Here is an 18,923-nt window from a genome sequence, read left to right as displayed (position 1 = left end):
TCAGATGAACGCGGATAGTCCGAATCCGACGGCGACCGCGAGGGCGACGTAGTCCGTTCGGGAAAACGAGAGCGCTGGCAGCGTCGGATTCCAGGCGAAACAGCGCGCCTGCATGGCGAGTGCGAGCCTGTCCGCGCGATCGAACGCCCGCGTGAGCCCCAGAATCCCGAGCGTGCTGGCGCGGTCGACGACGCGCCGTTCCCCGCCGAGTCGGGCCGCCATCGCGTCGCGGATCGTTCGGAGGTCGCCTCGGATGACCGGCAGAAATCGGAAGACGAGCGAGACGCCGATTCCGAGTATCTGACCCGCCTTTCCGGGGATCGTGCGTTGAATCGCCGCTCGAGAGGCTCGGACCGGCGTCGAACGGATGTAGGCGGCGCTGACGAGCAAGATGAGGAGCACCCGGTAGCTCGCTCGAGCCGAGTCGCTGGCGTCTGCGAGATCGAACCACGGTGGGCCGAGCGTGAGGCCAGCGACTAGGGGCGCGAGTACCAGAAAGACCAGCGCGAACCGATAGGCGGAGAGCGCCTCGAGGACGGGGACGCGAGCGACGAGCAGAATGACCCCCGTCACGACGGTAAGCGCGAGCAGCGCGCGCAGACTGGTGTGGGCCAGCGCGGTCGCTGCGAATCCGATCTGGACGGCCAGTTTGGACCGCGGATCGAGTCGGTGGGCGAACGTGTCGTCGGGGTCGTAGGTGAGCATCGGTGTGAGTGCGGATACCGTGCGGAACTCAGTGATCGGGAACGCGCACTTCGAGTGCGCCGAGTTCCGCGAGTGCAGCGTCGGGGCGGCCGTCCACGACGACCCGGCCGTCGCGCATGGCGACGATTCGGTCGGCAAGCTCGCGCACGTCCCGCAGGTCGTGGGTCGCGAGCAGGACGCCCGTCCCGTCGTCGACGAGCGACTCGAGGCGAGCGAGCACGGATCGACGGGCGGGTGCGTCGAGGCCGGTGAAGGGCTCATCGAGGACGAGGTGGGTCGGATTCATCGCGAGTGCGCCCGCGATGGCGACGCGGGATTGCTCGCCGCCCGAGAGGTGCTCGATTAGGTCGTCTTCGCGCCCGGCCAAGTTGACCGCCTCGAGTGCACCCTCGACCCGACGGTCGATCTCCTCGCGCGAGAGGCCGAGATTTTCGGGGCCGAAGGCGACGTCGGCGCCAACCGTCGCGGCGACGAACTGATCCCGCGGGTGTTGAAAGACCATGCCGACGCTCGAGCGGGCACCGATCAGGTCGTCTTCGACGGGCGTTCCGTCGACGAGCACGGTGCCCGAACCCGGCGACAGGAGGCCGTTACAGTGACGTAGGAGCGTCGTCTTGCCGCTACCGTTGGCTCCCGCGAGGACGACGAACGTCCCGTCGTCGATCGACAGCGAGACGTCAGAGAGGACGGAGACGTCGTCGAAGGCGTGGGAGACGGAATCGAATTCGATCATTGCGTTCTCGTGTATTGCGTTCTCGTTTTCGTGTGGGCCGTCACGATTGAATCGGCTCGAGTCGGCCGCTCCGGACGATTGCGATCGCGGCGGCCATCTTGAGTATTTCTCCGGGGACGAACGGGAGCGCAAACACGGCGATCGCTTCCCAGGCCTCGAGATCCAGGAGCCAGGCCGCGTAGGCGGCACCCATCGCGTAGATGAGAACCGTCGCGGCGACGAGTGCAACGATTACGGTCGGCAGCGCCACGGCGGCCGGGTCGCGCAGGCTCGTCCCGCGGTGGACGATCAGTCCGATCAGGGCGGCGGCGAGGGGGTACGACCAGAGGAAGCCACCCGTCTGACCGAACAACGTTCCGAGTCCGGCCTCGAGCCCCGAGAAGACCGGCAACCCGATCGCCCCGGCGGTGAGGTACAACAGGAGCGACACCGTCCCCCAGACCGGGCCCAGGACGAGGCCGGCGAGAAAGACGAACAGTACCTGCAACGTGACCGGCACTGTCGACAACGGCAACGGGATCGCGATCGGTGCAACGGCACCGAGCAACGCGGCGAGTACCGCCGCTCGAGCGAACTGACGAACCACGTCGCCCTCGACGAGGTCAACCGAAGCCTGTTCAGTTTCCATGGCCGTCCTCTCTCGTAAACCAAGTTCAACACTTCGGTTTCCGAGATGTGTGGTCAGTGAAATTCTGTCGTCTCGAGTCCGAGACAGGTGGTCGAATAGCCACTTGAAAGACACCAATTCCCGTCAACACGTGTGTGGTGGAAGTACTGTCACGAGTCCCTCGACGACTGTTATCAGTCGCCCCTCGGATGTGCTTTTTCAAGTAATTTCGGCTGTCTCGGGGGCCGTAATGGGCGATTGTGCCAACCACCTAACTGAAACGACCGGGGTAGCTTAAGCACGCGTTCGCCACGCTGTCAGAGAACCAGGGTAGAGTGTGACAATGAGAGACGATCACGGGTTCGATGGGGCGCATCGGGAGCGACAGCCGCGACAGCCGGAGCCGACGGGCGCTGGGTTCGCGAGCGGGACAGCGGGGAGACTCGAGCCATGACTGGTGAGCGAGGTGTGGCGGGGGCGGTGCTCGTCGTCGCGTTTTTGATGGTGACGAGCGTGCTGGCGATGCCCGTCATCAGCGACAGCGTGTCGCCGTTTGCAGACGGTGAGGCCGCCGACAGTTCGGATGCTGAAGCGATCGACGCTGACGCCGGTGATCTGACGGCGACGCCGGCATCGTTCGCACAGGACGACACAGACGAAACCGTCGAAATCGACGGTGTAGACGAGACGGACGACACTGATGATGGAGCCGATGCGGACGATGGAGACGACGCCGATGCTGGGGACGATATCGACATCGACGCCGACGATGACGCCGTCGAGGACGGCATCGACGAGGGCGTCGAACTGGCCCAATCGCAGGGCGTCGAGGTGAGTCAAGAACAGCGAGACGCCGCGCTCGAGGCGGCGAGCGAGTCGGCGGCCCAACACCAAGACGCCGAGTCCGAACAGGTCCAGGAGGCGGCGAAAGGTGCGGTTCACGGCTCGCTGATGCAAGAACAGCGCGTCGAAGTCGAGCAGATTCAGGCTGCCGTCGGCGGGTCGACCGACGGCGCGCTCGCCCAACACCAGACGGTCGAGGCGAGCCAGATGCAGGCTGCGACGTGGGGTGCGACCCACGGTGCGCTCGCACAGGAACAGCGCGTGGCCGTCGAACAGATTCAGGTCGCGACGTACGGCGGCGCTGCCGGTGCCGCCGCCGAGGCTGGCGAGAAGGAAATCGACGAGAAGCCCAAGATTCAGGAAGCCGCACAGGGGGCCTCCTATGGCGTCCTCGAGCAACACCAACAGCTCACGGCCGAACAGCGCCAGCAGGTCACGCTCGAGCACGTCCAACACGCCGCGGCGGGGGCGTCGGCGGGTGCGCTCGACGGGTCGACCGAAACGGCGCTCGAGCAGGATCAGCGGATCGACGTCGAGCAAGAACAGCGCGTGGACATCAAGCAGGTCCAGAAGGCCGCGACGGGCGGCGCGAAGGGCGCACTCGTCCAGCAACAGGAGGTGAGCGTCGAGCAGACCCAATCCGCGGCCCACGGCGCGAGCGCGGGCGCGTTGAAGCAGGTGCAGACGGTGAGCGTCGAGCAGGTCCAGCGGGTCTCGAGCACGCAGATTCAGGAAGCCTCCTTCGGTGGGGCGAAGGGATCGATCTCCCAGAGTCAGGAGGCGACGGTCGAGCAGGTCCAGGCCGCGGCTGACGGGGCTGCGGGCGGCGTCCTCGTCCAGCAACAGGAGGTGTCGATTTCGCAGTTGCAGTACGCTGCGGTCGGTGCTGCTGAAGGATCGATCGAAGGCGCGATACAGGAGCAAGTCGTCGAAGTCGAGCAGATTCAGGCCGCGGCGTTCGGTGCGGGCGAGGGCGCGGTCGTCCAGCACCAGGTCGTCGACGTCACGCAGGTCCAGAAACTCGCGACCGGCAGCGCGAGCGGCGTTCTGGCCCAACACCAGGAGGCGACCGTCGAACAGCTACAGATCGCCGCGAGCAGCGCCTGCCAGGAGACCGCGAAGGTCGTCCAGTACCAGCAGATCAGCATCACGCAACTGCAGGTGCTCACGCAAGACGCCGCGAGCGACGCGACCGCGTACGCCATCGCCGAAGGAATCGACGACGGCGTCGTACTCGCACAGTACGTCGAGATCGAACTCGAGCAACGAATCGAAGTGATCGACGAACTCGAGGGCGAGGCGTCGATCACCTTCGCCGATCAGGAGCGCGAGGACGGCGAACGCGTCGTCGTCGACAGCGTTGACCTCTCCGAGGGCGGCTTCGTCGCGATCTACGCCGGCGATTCGGTGGCCGATCCGGACGCCGTCCTCGGCGTCTCGGAGTCCCTCGAGTCCGGCGAGCACGCGGACGTTGAAATCGACCTCGAGGAGCCACTCGAGGACGACCAAACGCTCGTCGCGGTGGCTCACCACGATACCACCGACGACGGCTCGTTCGAGTACGCGGCGTCCGACGGCGTGGAGGACGAACCGTACGTGACGCCGAACGGCGCGCCGGTGCTCGACACGGCGCTCGTGACGGTCGAGGACGTCGACGATCCTGACCCCGAGGCCGTGCTCGAGGTGAGCGATCAGACGGGTGACGGCGAGACGCTCGTCGTCGACGAGGCGAGCGCCGACACCGACTTCGCCGTCACCGCCGAGTACGACGGCGAACAGGTCGAAAGCGAGCGCTTCGAGGCGAACGACACGCAGACCGATCTCGAACTCGCGCTCGAGCCGCCAATCGAGAACGACACGAGCGTCGACGTGGCCGTCGTCGACGACGAGGGCGAGGAACTCGCCACCGACTCGATCGAGTACGAACTCGCGGACGACCCGCCCGACCCCGAGGCGACCCTCGAGGTCAGCGACCAGACGGGCGAGGGTGACTCGCTCGTCGTCGACGAAGCGAGCGCCGACGTTCCGTTCGTCCTCACCGTGAGCGACGACGGCGAGCAACTGGGCCAAAGCGAGGCGTTCGAGGCGAACGACTCCGTCGGTCCGGAATCGATCGACCTCGAGCCACCGCTCGAGGAAGACGCCACGCTCGAGGTCGCTCTCGAGGCGGCCGACGGTGCAGACGATGACGAAGTGGCTGCGGACGCCGACCTCGAGACGGATACGGATACGGAGACGGCTGACGACGAAGCGAACGATACCGAGACTGACGACGAGGCCACTGACGACGGCGTCCTCGCGTCCGAAACGATCGAGTACACCGTCGACGACGACACGGAGCCGTTCGAGGCGACGTTCGTCGACTGCACGCAAGCGGAGGTGACCGGCTCGTTCGAGGACGGCGATACGATTATCGTCGCGACCTCGTTCTACGAGTCGAGTGGCATTGGAAACACGCTCGGCGAGTACGCGATCACGGTCGGCGAGGACACCGAGGAACCGCTCGAGGGCACGATCACCTACGAGACCGGTGACGAGTTCACCGTCGAGGAGACGGCAGACGGCGCGACCGTGACGGTTCCCGAGGGCGACTTCGGCGCGGCGATTACGGGCTTCTCCTCGCCAGATGCGGTGCCGGGCGAGATCAACCACCCGAATCCCGACGCGGGCGAGTGCGTCGAAGAGGTCCGGCCCGAACTCCCAGACCTCACCGTCGAAAATACGGATCCGAACGACGACACTATCGCGGTGACGTTCGGCTACGAGAATCCGAACGACGCCGAACTCATCGTCGGCAGCGAGTTCCTCGAGGGAACGACCGACGACGAGCCACCGAGCGAACTCGAGCCCGGAACGGAGACGTTCACGGTCGAGTGGACGCCCGAAGACGACGACGAGCGACTCGTCTGGGGCGTGGACATGAGCATCTACGACTACGACGAGGACGCAGTTGAGCCCGCCGCGACGGATCCAGCGGGCGAGATCGCACCCGACGATCCCGAAGAGGCCGAGTTCGACGTGGAGATCGTCGACACGAACGACCCCGTCGAACCGGGTGAGCCACTCGAGATCGACGCCGCGATCGAAAACGTGGGCGACGATGCGGGTGAACAGGAGATCGAACTGGCACTCGAGGACGAACCCGTCGACGCGACCGACCTCGAACTCGAGTCCGAGGAGGGTGAGGAGGTGACGCTTTCGGCCGAGACCGACGACCTCGAAGCCGGCGAGTACGCTGCAACCGTCTCGAGCGACGACGACGCCGACGAAACGACGGTCACGGTCGAAGAACCCGGCGAAGCCGAATTCGGTGTGGAGATCGTCGACACGAACGATCCCGTGGAACCGGGCGAGCCACTCGAGGTTACTGCTGCCGTCGAGAACGTCGGCGACGCCGAGGACACCCAAACCATCGAACTGGCACTCGAGGGCGACCTGGTCGACGAAACCGACCTCTCACTCGAGCCAGAGGACGGCGAAGAAGTGACCCTCACGGCCGAGACGGACGGTCTCGAGGCTGGCGAGTACACGGCGACGGTCGCGAGCGAGGACGACACGGAGGCCACGACGGTCGTGGTCGACGAACCCGGCGAAGCCGAGTTCGCCGTGAGTTCGCTCGAGGCACCCGAAACCGGCGAGCCTGGAGACACGATCGACGTGAGTGCGACCATCGAGAACGTCGGCGACGATGCCGGCAGCCAGACGGTGACCTACAGCGTCGACGGTGACACGATCGACGAGCAGCAACTCGAACTCGAGGAAGGCGGGTCGGAGACGGTCGCGTTCCAATCGACGCTCCCCGAGGGCGAGTCGACGCACGCGGTGGCTACCGAAGACGACGAAGTCTCGGTGACGATCGAAGCGATCGACGACACCGACGAGGAGGTGCCTGCGGAAGGTGAGGAACCGGATGAGGGACTTCCGGACGAGGTACCAGAAGACGAGGTCGGTCCGCCGGAAGAAGTGCCGCCGGATGGCGTGCCGGGCGAGGAACCGGATGATGACGGCCCACCGGACGACGTGCCGGATGACGACGGACCACCGGATGACGTACCGATCGACGACGGACCGCCCGAAGACGTCCCACCTGTCGATCCACCAGCGGAACCAGAATCGCCCGACACGGCAGACGAACCTGCGCCCACCGAATCTCTCGGCTAACTCGTCGCCGTTGGTTCTTCAGGTTCGCATTCGGGTTGGTGGCGCAGGCGAACACTGACGAGTATCACCGTCCAGTAGCGACGCCACTCAACTGAGTGAGCGCTCGGTCGTTCTGGGTCAAAAACGGGTGAAAAGTACTTTCGAGTACGTGACTTAGCTGCGATCGAACGCTAATTAATACGGTTTACTGTAAGTCATTTCCGGCGAAACCGCGTCCAGTCCTGCGGTTGTGCCAGTAAACCGTTACAGTAATCCGTATCAGTGCTGGTGACCCGTCGCTTCGCCGTAGGTTACGCCGAATCGCTCCTCGAAGAGGTCCATGATACGCTGCTCTTGAGCCTCGAGTTCCTCGTCTGCGCCTTCGCCGTGGTGGACGATGTGATGGGCGCGACTAGCGAAGGAGAGGAGCATCACGTCGCCGACAGTTTCGGCGTCAGACTGGTCGCCTTCGGCGACGAGATCGACGAGTCCGGACGGAATAGTCACGTCGTCGGTACTGTCGTCGGCGCTGATTTCGAACGTCGTCGTCTCGATATCGTCGGACATACCCCTATCGTCGGCAAGCGTCCCTAAAGATGCTGTGGCTTGCGACGGCGACGCCCGTGTTCACGCGTTCTCGCCGGTGAGTTCCGCACGTCTCCCAGACGAATCACAACAGACGATATCACCAACTCACGGCGACTCGCGTCACTGCTCGGACGCCGCGGCCTGTCGAACTGTGTCCCAACGTCCCTTCGACTCGAGTTCGGCCTGTAACTGCTCGGCGTACTCCTGTGTGAGCGATTCGGCCGCTCGCTCCTGTTCGGCGTGTGAGTTGTCGTCGCCGTCGCCGCCGAGGCCGAATGCCCCCAAAATCGAGTCGAGTATCCCGCCGCTCGAGGAGCCTCCTTGCTGACCGCCGGGGCCGCCGCCCATCGCACCCATCCCCGTCGGAATGTTCTCGAGTTCGGGGATGATCTGCTCGACGTTCTCCGTGTTGGCGACGATTCGGGCGCTCTCGGGGTCCGCTGGCTGTTCGATTTCGAACTCCGTCGCGGTCATGATCAGACTCCACTGTTGGTTGCTAAAGCGAGAATCTGCGATCCGCGAGGAGAACTCCTGATCGACGGTCATGCGCGCGCCGACGATCTGATCCGTCCACGAGGTGTCACTCATGGGATCCGATTAGACGGGTAACTGTATCAGGGTTTTCATCACTCATAGCGTCCCAGCGTTGGGTAAATAGCGTCCCAGCGTTGGATCGTTGCGACGCCGGATAGGCCTCAGCCGTCGCGGCGCGGGGCCGTCACTCGAGTCGCTCCGACGTCTCGGCGTACCGACGTGAGAGTTCGACGTAACGGTCGGCCGTCGCTTCGAGGTGGGAGTCCTCGATTTCGGTCTTCGCCTCCGCGGGGGAACCGGCGACGAGCGTCTTCGGTGGAATTTCAGTGCCCTCGGTAACGACGCTGCCTGCGGCGACGACGGCACCCTCGCCGACGTGTGCGCCGTCCAGGACGACCGCGTTCATGCCGACCAACGCGCGTTCGCCGACGGTCGCGTCGTGGACGATTGCGCTGTGACCGACCGTCGAATAGGGCTCGAGTTCGGCCGTCTCGTGGAGGACGGCGTTGTCCTGTACGTTCGCCCCCTCGCCGACGACGATCCGTCCGTGATCGCCCCGAAGCGTCGTGTTCGGCCAGACGCTCGCGTCCTCCTCGACGACGACGTTCCCGATGACGACTGCCGCCTCGTCCACGTACGCCGAGTCGGCAATCTGTGGTTTCATTCCGTCGAATGATCGTCTCATACCTGCCCGTGACTCGAGAATTGTCTTGAACCTGCTCATCATCGCTCGCATCGAACAGGGTTCAGCCCACGAGAGTGTTCGACTATCGTGAGTTCCAACATGCTTTGGCAGTAGCGCTTTTACTACGACCCCAGTATTCGTAAGTGCCGACGACGTCCCGTCTTCAAGAACGGCATCTCGTCGTCGTGAACGCATCCCAACCCACCCAACCCAAGACCCCACTCCACCACTGGGGAATTCGACAACCGCTTCGTTTCACCACTTCCGTCCCACCCCTACCCTTTCGACAGTTTCCATCCGTTAGCGACGGTGAGAGCCAGTGCCCTCACTCGTCTGGCAGTCGGTCTGAGAGCCGATCGAATCGCTCTTGTGCCGTCTCTCGGCGTTGCTCCTCGAGTTCCGGCCGATACCGTAACTCTCGTAGCTCAGCATCCGCGTCCTCGAGTTCGACGTCGAAGACGGCACCCTCGTGGCGTCCGTCTTCGGGAAGCCGAGCGCACTCGAGCGTGTACTCGTCGACGACGGTTTCGTCTGCCTCGAGGAGGAGGACGGCCGTCGTTCCGTCGACGATTCGATCCACGACTGCGAGATCGACGTCGGTCATGGTGCGATAGTAGGCGCGACTGCCCCATCAACTAGTGGGCTCGACTCGACAGCCGACGGCTGGTCCGATTCGATAGCCGTCGACTGATCCGATATCGAGGATATCGGCTGTAAGGAGTCCGAACTCTCGACTGCATCGTGTTTGAGATCGAGGAGGACCGCAGGATCCGTCGACTCGTTGTGCTCGGCGCTCGTCGAGAGCGAGGCGTCGTCGCCCTCGCTCGCGACGACGATATCTCCGTGGACGCCGGTCCAGTACGTCTCGATACCGCGATCGGCGAAGCTCTCGAGCACCTCGTCGTGTGGGTGGCCGTACTGCGACTCGAGGTCGCTCGAGACGACCGCAACGTCCGGATCAACCCCGTCGAGGAACGCCTCTGTCGAGGACGTCGACGAGCCGTGATGGCCGGCCTGATACGCGTCGGCGTCGAGCGAGTCGCCGTGCTCGTCGATCATGCGTTCCTCGGCGTCGTCTTCGGCGTCGCCGGTCGTCAGATACTCGAACTCGTCGAACTCGACGTGAAGCGCGATGCTGTTGTAGTGGAGGTCGTCGCCACTTCGTTCCTCGGGCGGGTTCAACACGGTCGCTTCGAGCGCCTCACCCTCGAGTCCAAGCGTGTGGCCCTCGGAGACCTCGAAGAGTTGCACGTCGTACGCTTCGACCGCGTCGAGATAGTCGTCGTAGGTCGCACTCGAGTGGGCGACGCCCGAGTCGTAGGCTGCGCCGACGCCGTCGCCGTGTTCTTCGACGTGTTCGATGACGGCCGCGTGGCCACCGATGTGGTCTGCGTGTGCGTGTGTGGCGACGAGGTGGTCGATGCGGTCGATATTCTCTTCGTCGAGGTACTCGATGACGCCGTCGCCGTCCTGTCGCCAGTCACCCGTGTCGATCAAAATCGTCTCGTTCGCCGGCGTTTCCAGCAGCGTCGAATCGGCCTGTCCGACGTCGATGTGGTGAATCTCGAGTTCGCCCTCGAGTTCCGGTTCGGTCTCGTCGCGCTCACTCCCCGCCTCGAATCCTCCGAGACATCCCGAAAGGACAACGAGTGCCCCCACCGACACGATCAACAGCACCCGTCCCCGTGACATACGTGTTCTCTGGAAGCCGTGCAATATGTGGCTTGGGTTCGTTTATTCCACTCGCCGGACAGGAGAAGTCTGATGCGTCCTCGTTCCTCAGGCGGCGTCGCCTTGGATACTCGTCTCTGCGTGAAGCTCCGATTTCAACGCATCGTGAACTTTACACAGTTCGTTTGCGCGCTCGATAATCTCCGATCCCGTCTCGTCGTCGATCGAGGCTTCGACGCTAATGTCGAAGGAAATCGACTCGAGTTTGTCGTCGTCGTTGAGGTCACCCGTCGTCTCGATTTCGATCCGACCGAGGTCGTCGACGCCGCGTTGTTGGCCACCAACTCGGAGCGCGGGAACGTAGCAGCTTCCGTACGCAGAGAGGAGCGTCTCGAGCGTGTCCGGTGACTCCTCACCGTTCGGGTCGATCGTCGCCTCGAAATCGCGCACTTCGTTCGTCGCGGCGAATCCGTCGTCTGATACTGTCGTGACTTGTTTTGCCATCCCATTCGGTGGGTCGACAGCGAGCCGTGTAAACGTTGTTCACGCGCTGCAACACGTTTCCGAGAGCAATGGTCGGCTCGAAATCGACCTGTGGGCTGAGTCGACGATCACTCACGTCGGTGCTGAACGACGCAAAACGGAGGGCGATTCGCGGGCAAACTGTTGTCGCCGGTCGAGCTGAGAATTCTAGTTCTCGAGGGTGAACGATACGTCTAGTTCCCGATCGAGAACGACTCGTCTCCCTCGAGTGCGACGACCTCCGCGTCGCTACCTGCGTCGGAAACTGCCTGCTCGAAGTCCGCCGGGTCCTGTTCGATCGGCGGGAATGTGTCGTAGTGTTGTGGCAATGCGGTGTCGACGTCGAGCCAGTCGACGGCGATTCCGGCCTGGGTGGGCCCCATGGTAAAGTGATCGCCGATGGGGACGATGGCGGCATCCGGCTCGAGGTGCTCGCCGATGACGTCGCGCATCTCGCTCATGAGGCTGGTGTCGCCGGCGTTGTACAGCGTGGTCGACGAGGAGTCTGCGTCTGCTGGGTCGGCGTCCGAGATCACGAAGCCGGCGGGCATCCCGCCGCTCGCGTCGTTCTCGGTCATGATGCCGTTCGTATGATCTGCACGGACCATCGTGACGAACGCGTCGCCACACTCGACGGTTCCCCCGAGGTTCATCCCCATCCCGCCGACGGCGTCCTCGAAGCCGAACTCCTCCTGGCAGTAGGAGACGAGTTCGGGTGTCGCGACCAGCGTCGCCTCGGCAAACTCGCCGGCGTGGGCGATGTGGTCCGCGTGGCCGTGTGTCAACAGGACGTAATCGGGAGTCTCGAGGTCCGACGGATCGAGATCCGTCTTGGGGTTGTCGAAAAACGGGTCGATCAGCAGCTCCGTTTCTCCGACCGTAATGTGCCACGTCGAGTGGCCGTACCAGGTGAGCTCCATAGCGGGTCATTCGTTGGGTTGAGTGGAACTTAAAGGTAGCCGAGCGTGGTCCACACGGGAGTCGAACCATCGATAGCGATGCCGTGTCGTTTTTTACCCGGAGTACGTACGACGACCATGCTCACCCTCTCGCTCGAGGAGTTCATGGTGGAGTTGAACGAAGGATCGATCAAGAACGTCGGCCCGACGAACAAGTCGGCGACCGTCAAACTGTTCGAGGTCGAAGACGCCGAGGCCCGAGAATTTGGCGATAAACGCGTTAAACTCGTCTTCGAAGACGCTGACGGAAACGAAGTGCAAGTCTCGCTCTTTCCCGAAGACGTTCACAAAATCGTCCGCGACGTCGAGGCGCTCGAGGACGACTCACCGGTGTTCGAGTAACGCCGTCTCTCGGTTCGACGCGGACGTACAATACAGTCTACGTGTTTCGTTCAGACGCTCGAATATCCGAGCGCATTTCGACAACCGTTTTAGGGCGAAACTGCTTGGTTCGAGTAGATGGGTAACTGTATCATCTGTGGCACACCCGTTGACGGCGAAATCTGCGAGAGTCACGAGGAGGATGCTGTCTTCGAATTTGACGGCAACTCCCCTGCAGACCTCTCTCCCGGCCGGTATTACCGGGGAACCGTCGACGGCTACGCCGACTTCGGTGTCTTCATCGACATCGGAGATCACGTCACCGGATTGTTGCATAGAAGCGAACTAGACAAACGTCTCGAAAGTCTCGATTGGGAGGCTGGCGACGACGTCTACGTGCAGGTCCTCAGCGTTCGGGACAACGACAACGTCGACCTCGGCTGGTCGATCCGCCAGCGAGAACGAGAGTTCCGCGGCAAACTGATCGACACGGGATCCACCGAGAAGCTTCCCGAAGACGACGAGAGCGAGCAGACCGAATCGAGTGGCGACGCCGACACATCGACCACCGACACCGCCGCATCCACCAGCGACTCCGATGCGAGCACGACCGATGGGGGCGCGGAACCCTCAGCCGGCGATCTCCAGGCTGCTGTCGACGAGACGAGTCAAGCGGACAACGGTGCCAGCCCACCGGACGCGTCCGAAACCGTCTCGAACGCCAGCGGCTCCGTTACAACCGAAAGCGCCGCCGCATCGACACCGGCGACCGACGACATCGCTGACGCCGACTCCGAAGTCGAGGCGGAAGCCGACGCCGAACCAGCCCTGAACCGAACGACCGTCGACTCGATCGACGATCAGGTCGGTAGCGTGGTCCGCCTCGAGGGCGAGATCACCGGCGTTCGCCAGACGAGCGGTCCGACCGTCTTCGAACTCCGCGACGAAACGGCGACCGTCGAGTGCGCCGCGTTCGAAGAAGCCGGCGTTCGTGCGTACCCCGACGTCTCGACCGACGACGCCGTCGCACTCGAGGGCGAAGTCGAGCGCCACTACGGCGACTTGCAGGTCGAAACCGAGACGCTCGAGGTCCTCTCGGGTGACGAATCTGAGACGGTTCGCGAGCGACTCGAGGACGCGATCGAATCCGAAGCACGACCCGCCGAGGTTTCGTTGCTCGCCGCACACGAACCCGTCGAGGCCGTCGAAGACGAACTCGTCGACGCCGCGACGGCGATCCGCCGAGCCGTCATGGAAGCGCGCCCTGTCATCGTTCGTCACGGCGCGACCGCCGACGGCTACGTTGCCGGCGCAGCGATCGAACGCGCCGTCTTGCCGCTGATCCGCGAGAAGCACACTCGCGAAGACGCCGAGTACCACTACTTCGAACGCCGACCGCTCGACGGCCGCGTCTACGACATGAACGCCGCGACGGACGACGTGACGTCTATGCTCGAAGCCCGTGACCGCCACGACGAGCAACTGCCGCTCGTCGTCCTGGTCGACGCTGGCTCGACCGCGGAATCCGTCGACGGTTACGATATGCTCTCGCTGTACGACGCGGAGACGATCGTCGTCGACGACAGTCGTGCCGACGAGGAGATCACCGACGCCGTTTCGACGGCCGTTACGCCGTCGCTCGCCGACGTCTCCGTCGATGACCTCACCTCGAGTGCACTCGCCGCAAACGTCGCAGCACACGTCAACGACGACGTTCGCGACGACCTCGAGCACCTCCCCGCCGTCAGTTACTGGGAGGAGACGCCCGACGCGTACGTCGACCTCGCGAGCGAGGCCGGCTACGACGAAACCGGCATCTCCGAACGCCGCGAAGCCGTCTCGCTCGAGGCGTTCTACCAGTCCTACAAGGACAAGCGCGAACTCGTGATCGACCTGCTGTTCGAAGACGGTGGGGTTGGCGACGCACCCGGCGACGGCGACCTCGCAGCACACGTCTCCGAGCAGTTCCGCGCGAAACTCGAGACCGAACTCGAGACGGCCCAGGAGAACCTCACGGTTCGCGGCCAAAACGGCGTCACGATCACGTTGCTCGACACGGACGCGTTCACGCACCGCTACAACTTCCCGACGACGGTCTTGCTCCTCGACGAACTCCACCGTCAAGAGCGCGACCGCGCCGACACGCCGTTCGTTACGCTCGGTCTCGGCGACGACGAACTACACGTCCGGACGACCGAGACGATCGACGTCCGCGAACTCGGCGAAGCGATCGAATCCGTCGCACCCGATGCGGGCGTTTCCGTCGTCGGCGGCCAGGACGGCCACGTCGAATTCCTCCCCGGCGAACGCGATTCGGTCCGCGACGCCGCACTCGACGCACTCGGCGAAACGCTCGCGTAAGCTGCGCTCGTCGAACGCGCGACAGTCCCGTTCCTCACCGCTCTACTCCTTCGATAGTGACGATGCTCTCACCGATGGGACACTGAGTTGCCTGTTCGCACGCCCAACTTCCCGAACCGTTCGCCTACCGAGGGACCATTGTGGCGTGCGTTTCTGTAACAGTAGTTTGGAATGGGATTTGTTATTCAGCGTGATTCGTGAAACTCGCGGCAAGTACAAACGGAGACGTGTGCACTCACCGCGAGCGAACGGAGTGAGCGAGCGGGCCGACGACCGACCGGTCGGGGAGGGAGGAGTGCTTTTCATCAACGTTTTGCCGAGCGACCGAGTGCCAGCGAGGGAGCGCAGCGCAAAAGGTTGGCACGTGGAGTGACCGGATTGCCCGATTCGTTCCGCACATGATTCTGAATAAGAAACCGTGGCACTCTCTCCTGGTAACGTCGATAGCCTCGCTCCCAGACGAGAAATCATCTGATTATACTAATTACTTATAATAGCGGTCCGGGGCTATACACACGCGAGATGGGATACAGCGAGCAACTCCTCGAGGACGGCACACACATCTGGGACGCACAGAAAGACCATCCCTTCGTTCGGGAACTCGCGGCGGGAACGCTCGAGGAGTCGGCGTTCGAACACTGGGTGAGACAGGATTATCGGTACCTGCTCGATTACGCGCGGCTGTTTTCGATCGCCGGCGCGAAAGCCACCGACGAGGAGACGATGACGCACCTCCTCGGGGTGGCTCACGAGGTCCTCGAGGACGAAATGGATCTCCATCGCGAGTTCGCCGCCGACTACGGGATTTCTCAGGACGAACTCGAGGCCGTCGAGAAAGCGCCGACCTGCGTCGCGTACACGAATTTTCTCGTTCGAACGGCCTACGAGGGCTCGATCGCGGAGATTGCGGCGGCGCTGTATCCGTGCATGCAGGGCTACCTCGACGTCGGTGAGCACGCGGCCGACCTCGCGACGGAAGAGCACCGCTACACCCCGTTCATTGAGTTGTACACGAGCGAGGAATTTCGCGAGGCGACCGCCTGGTGTCGGGAGTTCGTCGATTACTGTGGCGAGACGTATCCCGGCGACCACGACGCCATGCGGGAGGCGTTCCTGACCAGCGCCAAACTCGAGTACCGATTCTGGGAGATGGCGTACACGCTCGAGGGCTGGGAACTCTAAGAAGGCGGTTCGATCAGTCGATCGAGACCTCGAGTTCGAGCATGCCGAGGTACGGCGGTGCGCCGCCGCCGTTCTGGCGCAACTCGGTCGCGGTCGAGCCGATGTAGTCGTAGAACTCCGAGGCGGTCTGGGGGATGATCGGCGTGCCGTCGTCTCGCTTGAGGTACGCCGGGGCGTCGGTGCGCTGGATTCGATCGACGCGTTCCTCCCAGTCGCTGCCGGCGTAACAGAAGACGCCGAAGGAGAATCTGCCGGCCGCGAGGGCGTCTTGTTTCGTCTGGAAGTGCGTCGCCTCCTCGGTCTTGTACTCTTCGTCGCTCACCCACGCGAGCGCGGAGACGCCGTCAGTTTGCAGGAGGTAGAGGTCCCACGCGAGTTGGGCGTCGAACACGCCCCAGGTGTTTCGCGGGCCGATCGTGTTGACTTCGACGCTGAACGCCGGTCGGCTTCGATTCGGTTCGTGGACGAACGTCGCGTCGTATCCCGGCGCACGAATCCCGCGGTCGTGGTAGACGATGCCGTCGAGGGGCACGTCGACCTCGAGTTGGTCGACGATCTCGCGGACCGAAAAGGCTCCCTCGTCCTCTAAGTGGTCGACGAACGTGGGGAACTTAGAGACGCGATCCCACGGTCGATCGGCCGACTGACTCATGGCACCTTCCCTCCGGTGTGGTGGGTCCCAGACGGTGTCGGTGTCCTCGCTCGTCTGGTTCCGTCGTCGGTCGTCACGCTCATACCATCAGCAAGGTGTCCGGCGGGGATTAGCCTTTCCGACTGCGAGCGCGTTCCTCGCCACGGCGGAGCGACACGTCTTTTTGACCGCGCGGGGCAGGGTATAGGTATGGATCCAAAGCGGGAGCTTACCAGCGTCGACCTCGCCGCCCTCGTCGGAGAGTTCGGAACCTACGAGGGAGCGAAGGTCGACAAGGCCTATCTCTACGGCGACGACCTGCTTCGCCTCAAGATGCGGGACTTCGACCGCGGGCGCATCGAACTCATCATCGAAGTCGGCGAGATCAAGCGGGCGCATACGGTCGCCCCCGAACGGGTGCCAGACGCCCCGGGCCGACCACCCCAGTTCGCGATGATGCTCCGAAATCGGCTCTCGGGGGCCGACTTCGCCGGCGTCGAACAGTTCGAGTTCGACCGCATCCTCGAGTTCGTCTTCGATCGCGAGGACGGGACGACGCGTATCATCGTCGAACTGTTCGGACAGGGAAACGTCGCCGTCACCGACGGCGAGTACGAGGTGATCGACTGTCTCGAGACCGTCCGACTCAAGTCCCGAACGGTTGTTCCGGGCTCGCGCTACGAATTTCCCGACAGCAGGACGAACCCGCTCACCGTCCCTCGGGACGCCTTCGACCGCGAGATGGAGGAGTCGGATACGGACGTCGTTCGAACCCTCGCGACGCAACTGAACTTCGGCGGACTCTACGCCGAGGAGGTCTGCACCCGTGCAGGCATCGAGAAGGGGATGGACATCGACGACGCCGACGAGGACGACTACGACCGCCTCTACGAGGCGATCGAGCGACTCGCACTGGACCTCCGAAACAGCAACTTCGAGCCGCGCATGTACTTCGCGGACGACGGGGGAGACGGGAACGGCGGTGACTCCGGAGACGGAGACGGAGACGCAAACGGTGACGGCGACGGAGACGCAGACGATTCGAGTCCGGATCGCGTCGTCGACGCCACGCCGTTCCCGCTCGAGGAACACGTCGAACTGGCCGCCGAGCCCTACGATTCCTTCCTCGCCGCCCTCGACGACTATTTCTTCCGGCTCGAACTCGCCGACGAGCAGGAACCGGACCCGACCGATCAGCGTCCGGATTTCGAGGAGGAGATCGCCAAGTACGAACGGATTATCGATCAACAACAGGGAGCGATCGACGGCTTCGAGCAGGAAGCCGACGCGCTTCGGGAGCAGGCCGAATCGCTGTACGCCGAGTACGGACTGATCGACGACATCCTCTCGACGATTCAGGACGCCCGCTCGCAGGATCGCCCGTGGGACGAGATCGAGTCCCGCTTCGAGGAGGGTGCCGAGCGCGGGATCGACGCCGCGCAAGCGGTCGTCGACGTCGACGGCAGCGAGGGGACGGTGACGATCGAGGTCGACGGCGAGTACGTCGATCTCGAGGCGGGCCGGGGCGTCGAGCAAAACGCAGATCGCCTCTACACCGAAGCCAAGCGCGTCGAGGAGAAAAAGGAGGGCGCACTGGCCGCCATCGAAGACACTCGCGAGGATCTCGAGGACGCGAAAGCCCGCCGCGAGCGCTGGGAGGCGGACGACGGCGAGGACGAAACCGAGGAGACGGACGAGGAGGATCGTGACGATCGAGAGTGGCTCTCGATGCCCTCCGTTCCGATCCGCGAGAACGAGCCCTGGTACGATCGGTTCCGCTGGTTCCACACCAGCGACGGCTACCTCGTCATCGGCGGCCGAAACGCAGATCAGAACGAGGAACTGGTGAAGAAGTACCTAGAGCCCGGCGACACGGTGTTTCACACACAGGCCCACGGCGGCCCCGTTACCGTCCTCAAAGCGACGGACCCGAGCGAGGCGTCCTCGAGCGACATCGAGTTGCCCGACTCGAGCCTCGAAGAGGCCGCCCAGTTCGCCGTCTCCTACGCGTCGGTCTGGAAGGACGGCCGGTACGCGGGCGACGTCTACGCCGTCGACTCCGATCAGGTCACCAAGACGCCCGAGAGCGGTGAGTACCTCGAGAAAGGCGGCTTCGCGATCCGCGGCGATCGAACCTACTACGACGACACGCCGGTCGACGTCGCCGTCGGCATCCAGTGTGAGCCCTACACCCGCGTCATCGGCGGCCCGTCGTCGGCGATCGAGGGACAGGCCGCGACCACGATTTCACTCGAGCCGGGTCGCTACGCCCAGGCCGACGCGGCCAAGCGGGTGTACCGACAGTTCCGCGAGCGATTCGAAGACGAATCGTTCGTCCGCAAGATTGCGAGTCCGGATCGGATTCAACACTTCATGCCGCCGGGTGGCAGTCGGATCGCCGAGGAGTAACCGCTACAGAACGGATTCTTTTGGGCTTCGGG

The 18,923-nt window shown here is 63.7% G+C and carries 16 protein-coding genes; 5 read left to right on the top strand and 11 right to left on the bottom strand.

What is annotated here, in order from left to right:
* The 3 genes from BB347_RS09315 to BB347_RS09305 are packed head-to-tail and all read right to left on the bottom strand — an operon-like array spanning position 1 to position 2,066.
* Positions 1–705: an energy-coupling factor transporter transmembrane component T family protein gene (locus tag BB347_RS09315; RefSeq protein WP_076580836.1), complete on the bottom strand. Its 705-nt coding sequence runs from the start codon at positions 703–705 to the stop codon at positions 1–3.
* A 28-nt stretch (positions 706–733) separates the two neighbouring features.
* Positions 734–1,438, bottom strand: a complete 705-nt coding sequence (locus tag BB347_RS09310) for an energy-coupling factor ABC transporter ATP-binding protein (protein ID WP_076580834.1) — start codon at positions 1,436–1,438, stop codon at positions 734–736.
* A gap of 40 nt (positions 1,439–1,478) precedes the next feature.
* The gene (locus tag BB347_RS09305) at positions 1,479–2,066 is read right to left on the bottom strand and encodes a biotin transporter BioY (protein WP_076580832.1); all 588 of its coding nucleotides are present in this window, start codon (positions 2,064–2,066) and stop codon (positions 1,479–1,481) included.
* Between the two features lie 429 nt (positions 2,067–2,495).
* Here BB347_RS09305 and BB347_RS09300 point away from each other — a divergent pair, with 429 nt between their 5' ends.
* Positions 2,496–7,049: a DUF7282 domain-containing protein gene (locus BB347_RS09300; RefSeq protein WP_076580829.1), complete on the top strand. Its 4,554-nt coding sequence runs from the start codon at positions 2,496–2,498 to the stop codon at positions 7,047–7,049.
* A 258-nt stretch (positions 7,050–7,307) separates the two neighbouring features.
* Here BB347_RS09300 and BB347_RS09295 read toward each other — a convergent pair whose 3' ends face one another.
* From BB347_RS09295 to BB347_RS09265, 7 genes are all read right to left on the bottom strand, one after another.
* Positions 7,308–7,595, bottom strand: coding sequence for a DUF7545 family protein (locus tag BB347_RS09295; RefSeq protein WP_076580827.1), 288 nt, complete (start codon positions 7,593–7,595; stop codon positions 7,308–7,310).
* Between the two features lie 141 nt (positions 7,596–7,736).
* Positions 7,737–8,204: a DUF5799 family protein gene (locus tag BB347_RS09290; protein WP_076580825.1), complete on the bottom strand. Its 468-nt coding sequence runs from the start codon at positions 8,202–8,204 to the stop codon at positions 7,737–7,739.
* 130 nt (positions 8,205–8,334) lie between these two features.
* Positions 8,335–8,835, bottom strand: a complete 501-nt coding sequence (locus BB347_RS09285) for a gamma carbonic anhydrase family protein (protein ID WP_076580823.1) — start codon at positions 8,833–8,835, stop codon at positions 8,335–8,337.
* Between the two features lie 325 nt (positions 8,836–9,160).
* Entirely contained in the window at positions 9,161–9,439 is a 279-nt protein-coding gene (locus tag BB347_RS09280) for a DUF3006 domain-containing protein (RefSeq protein WP_076580822.1), read from the bottom strand.
* A complete protein-coding gene (locus BB347_RS09275) occupies positions 9,436–10,527 on the bottom strand; it encodes a ComEC/Rec2 family competence protein (protein ID WP_076580820.1) in 1,092 nt (363 codons plus the stop codon). The genes BB347_RS09280 and BB347_RS09275 overlap by 4 nt, the downstream gene beginning before the upstream one ends.
* Positions 10,528–10,614: 87 nt before the next feature.
* The gene (locus BB347_RS09270; RefSeq protein ID WP_076580818.1) at positions 10,615–11,010 is read right to left on the bottom strand and encodes an OsmC family protein; all 396 of its coding nucleotides are present in this window, start codon (positions 11,008–11,010) and stop codon (positions 10,615–10,617) included.
* Positions 11,011–11,222: 212 nt separating this feature from the next.
* Positions 11,223–11,948, bottom strand: coding sequence for a metal-dependent hydrolase (locus BB347_RS09265; RefSeq protein ID WP_076580817.1), 726 nt, complete (start codon positions 11,946–11,948; stop codon positions 11,223–11,225).
* 117 nt (positions 11,949–12,065) lie between these two features.
* Between BB347_RS09265 and BB347_RS09260 the strand changes: the two genes are divergently transcribed.
* The 3 genes from BB347_RS09260 to tenA all read left to right on the top strand — a co-directional run bounded on the left by BB347_RS09260 (position 12,066) and on the right by tenA (position 15,851).
* Positions 12,066–12,329, top strand: a complete 264-nt coding sequence (locus BB347_RS09260) for a hypothetical protein (protein WP_076580815.1) — start codon at positions 12,066–12,068, stop codon at positions 12,327–12,329.
* A gap of 117 nt (positions 12,330–12,446) precedes the next feature.
* Positions 12,447–14,669 carry a DHH family phosphoesterase gene (locus BB347_RS09255; protein WP_076580813.1) on the top strand — a complete coding sequence of 741 codons (2,223 nt, stop codon included), beginning with the start codon at positions 12,447–12,449 and terminating at the stop codon, positions 14,667–14,669.
* Positions 14,670–15,191: 522 nt separating this feature from the next.
* On the top strand, positions 15,192–15,851 hold the full coding sequence (gene tenA, locus BB347_RS09250) for a thiaminase II (protein WP_076580811.1): 660 nt from the start codon (positions 15,192–15,194) through the stop codon (positions 15,849–15,851).
* Between the two features lie 13 nt (positions 15,852–15,864).
* Here tenA and BB347_RS09245 read toward each other — a convergent pair whose 3' ends face one another.
* The gene (locus BB347_RS09245) at positions 15,865–16,503 is read right to left on the bottom strand and encodes a hypothetical protein (protein ID WP_076580809.1); all 639 of its coding nucleotides are present in this window, start codon (positions 16,501–16,503) and stop codon (positions 15,865–15,867) included.
* 189 nt (positions 16,504–16,692) lie between these two features.
* Here BB347_RS09245 and rqcH point away from each other — a divergent pair, with 189 nt between their 5' ends.
* Positions 16,693–18,891, top strand: coding sequence for a ribosome rescue protein RqcH (gene rqcH, locus BB347_RS09240; protein ID WP_076580807.1), 2,199 nt, complete (start codon positions 16,693–16,695; stop codon positions 18,889–18,891).
* Positions 18,892–18,923 lie beyond the last annotated feature (32 nt).

This window comes from Natronorubrum daqingense (assembly GCF_001971705.1).
Classification (GTDB): domain Archaea; phylum Halobacteriota; class Halobacteria; order Halobacteriales; family Natrialbaceae; genus Natronorubrum; species Natronorubrum daqingense.
This window is presented reverse-complemented; position numbering and strand designations above follow the sequence as displayed.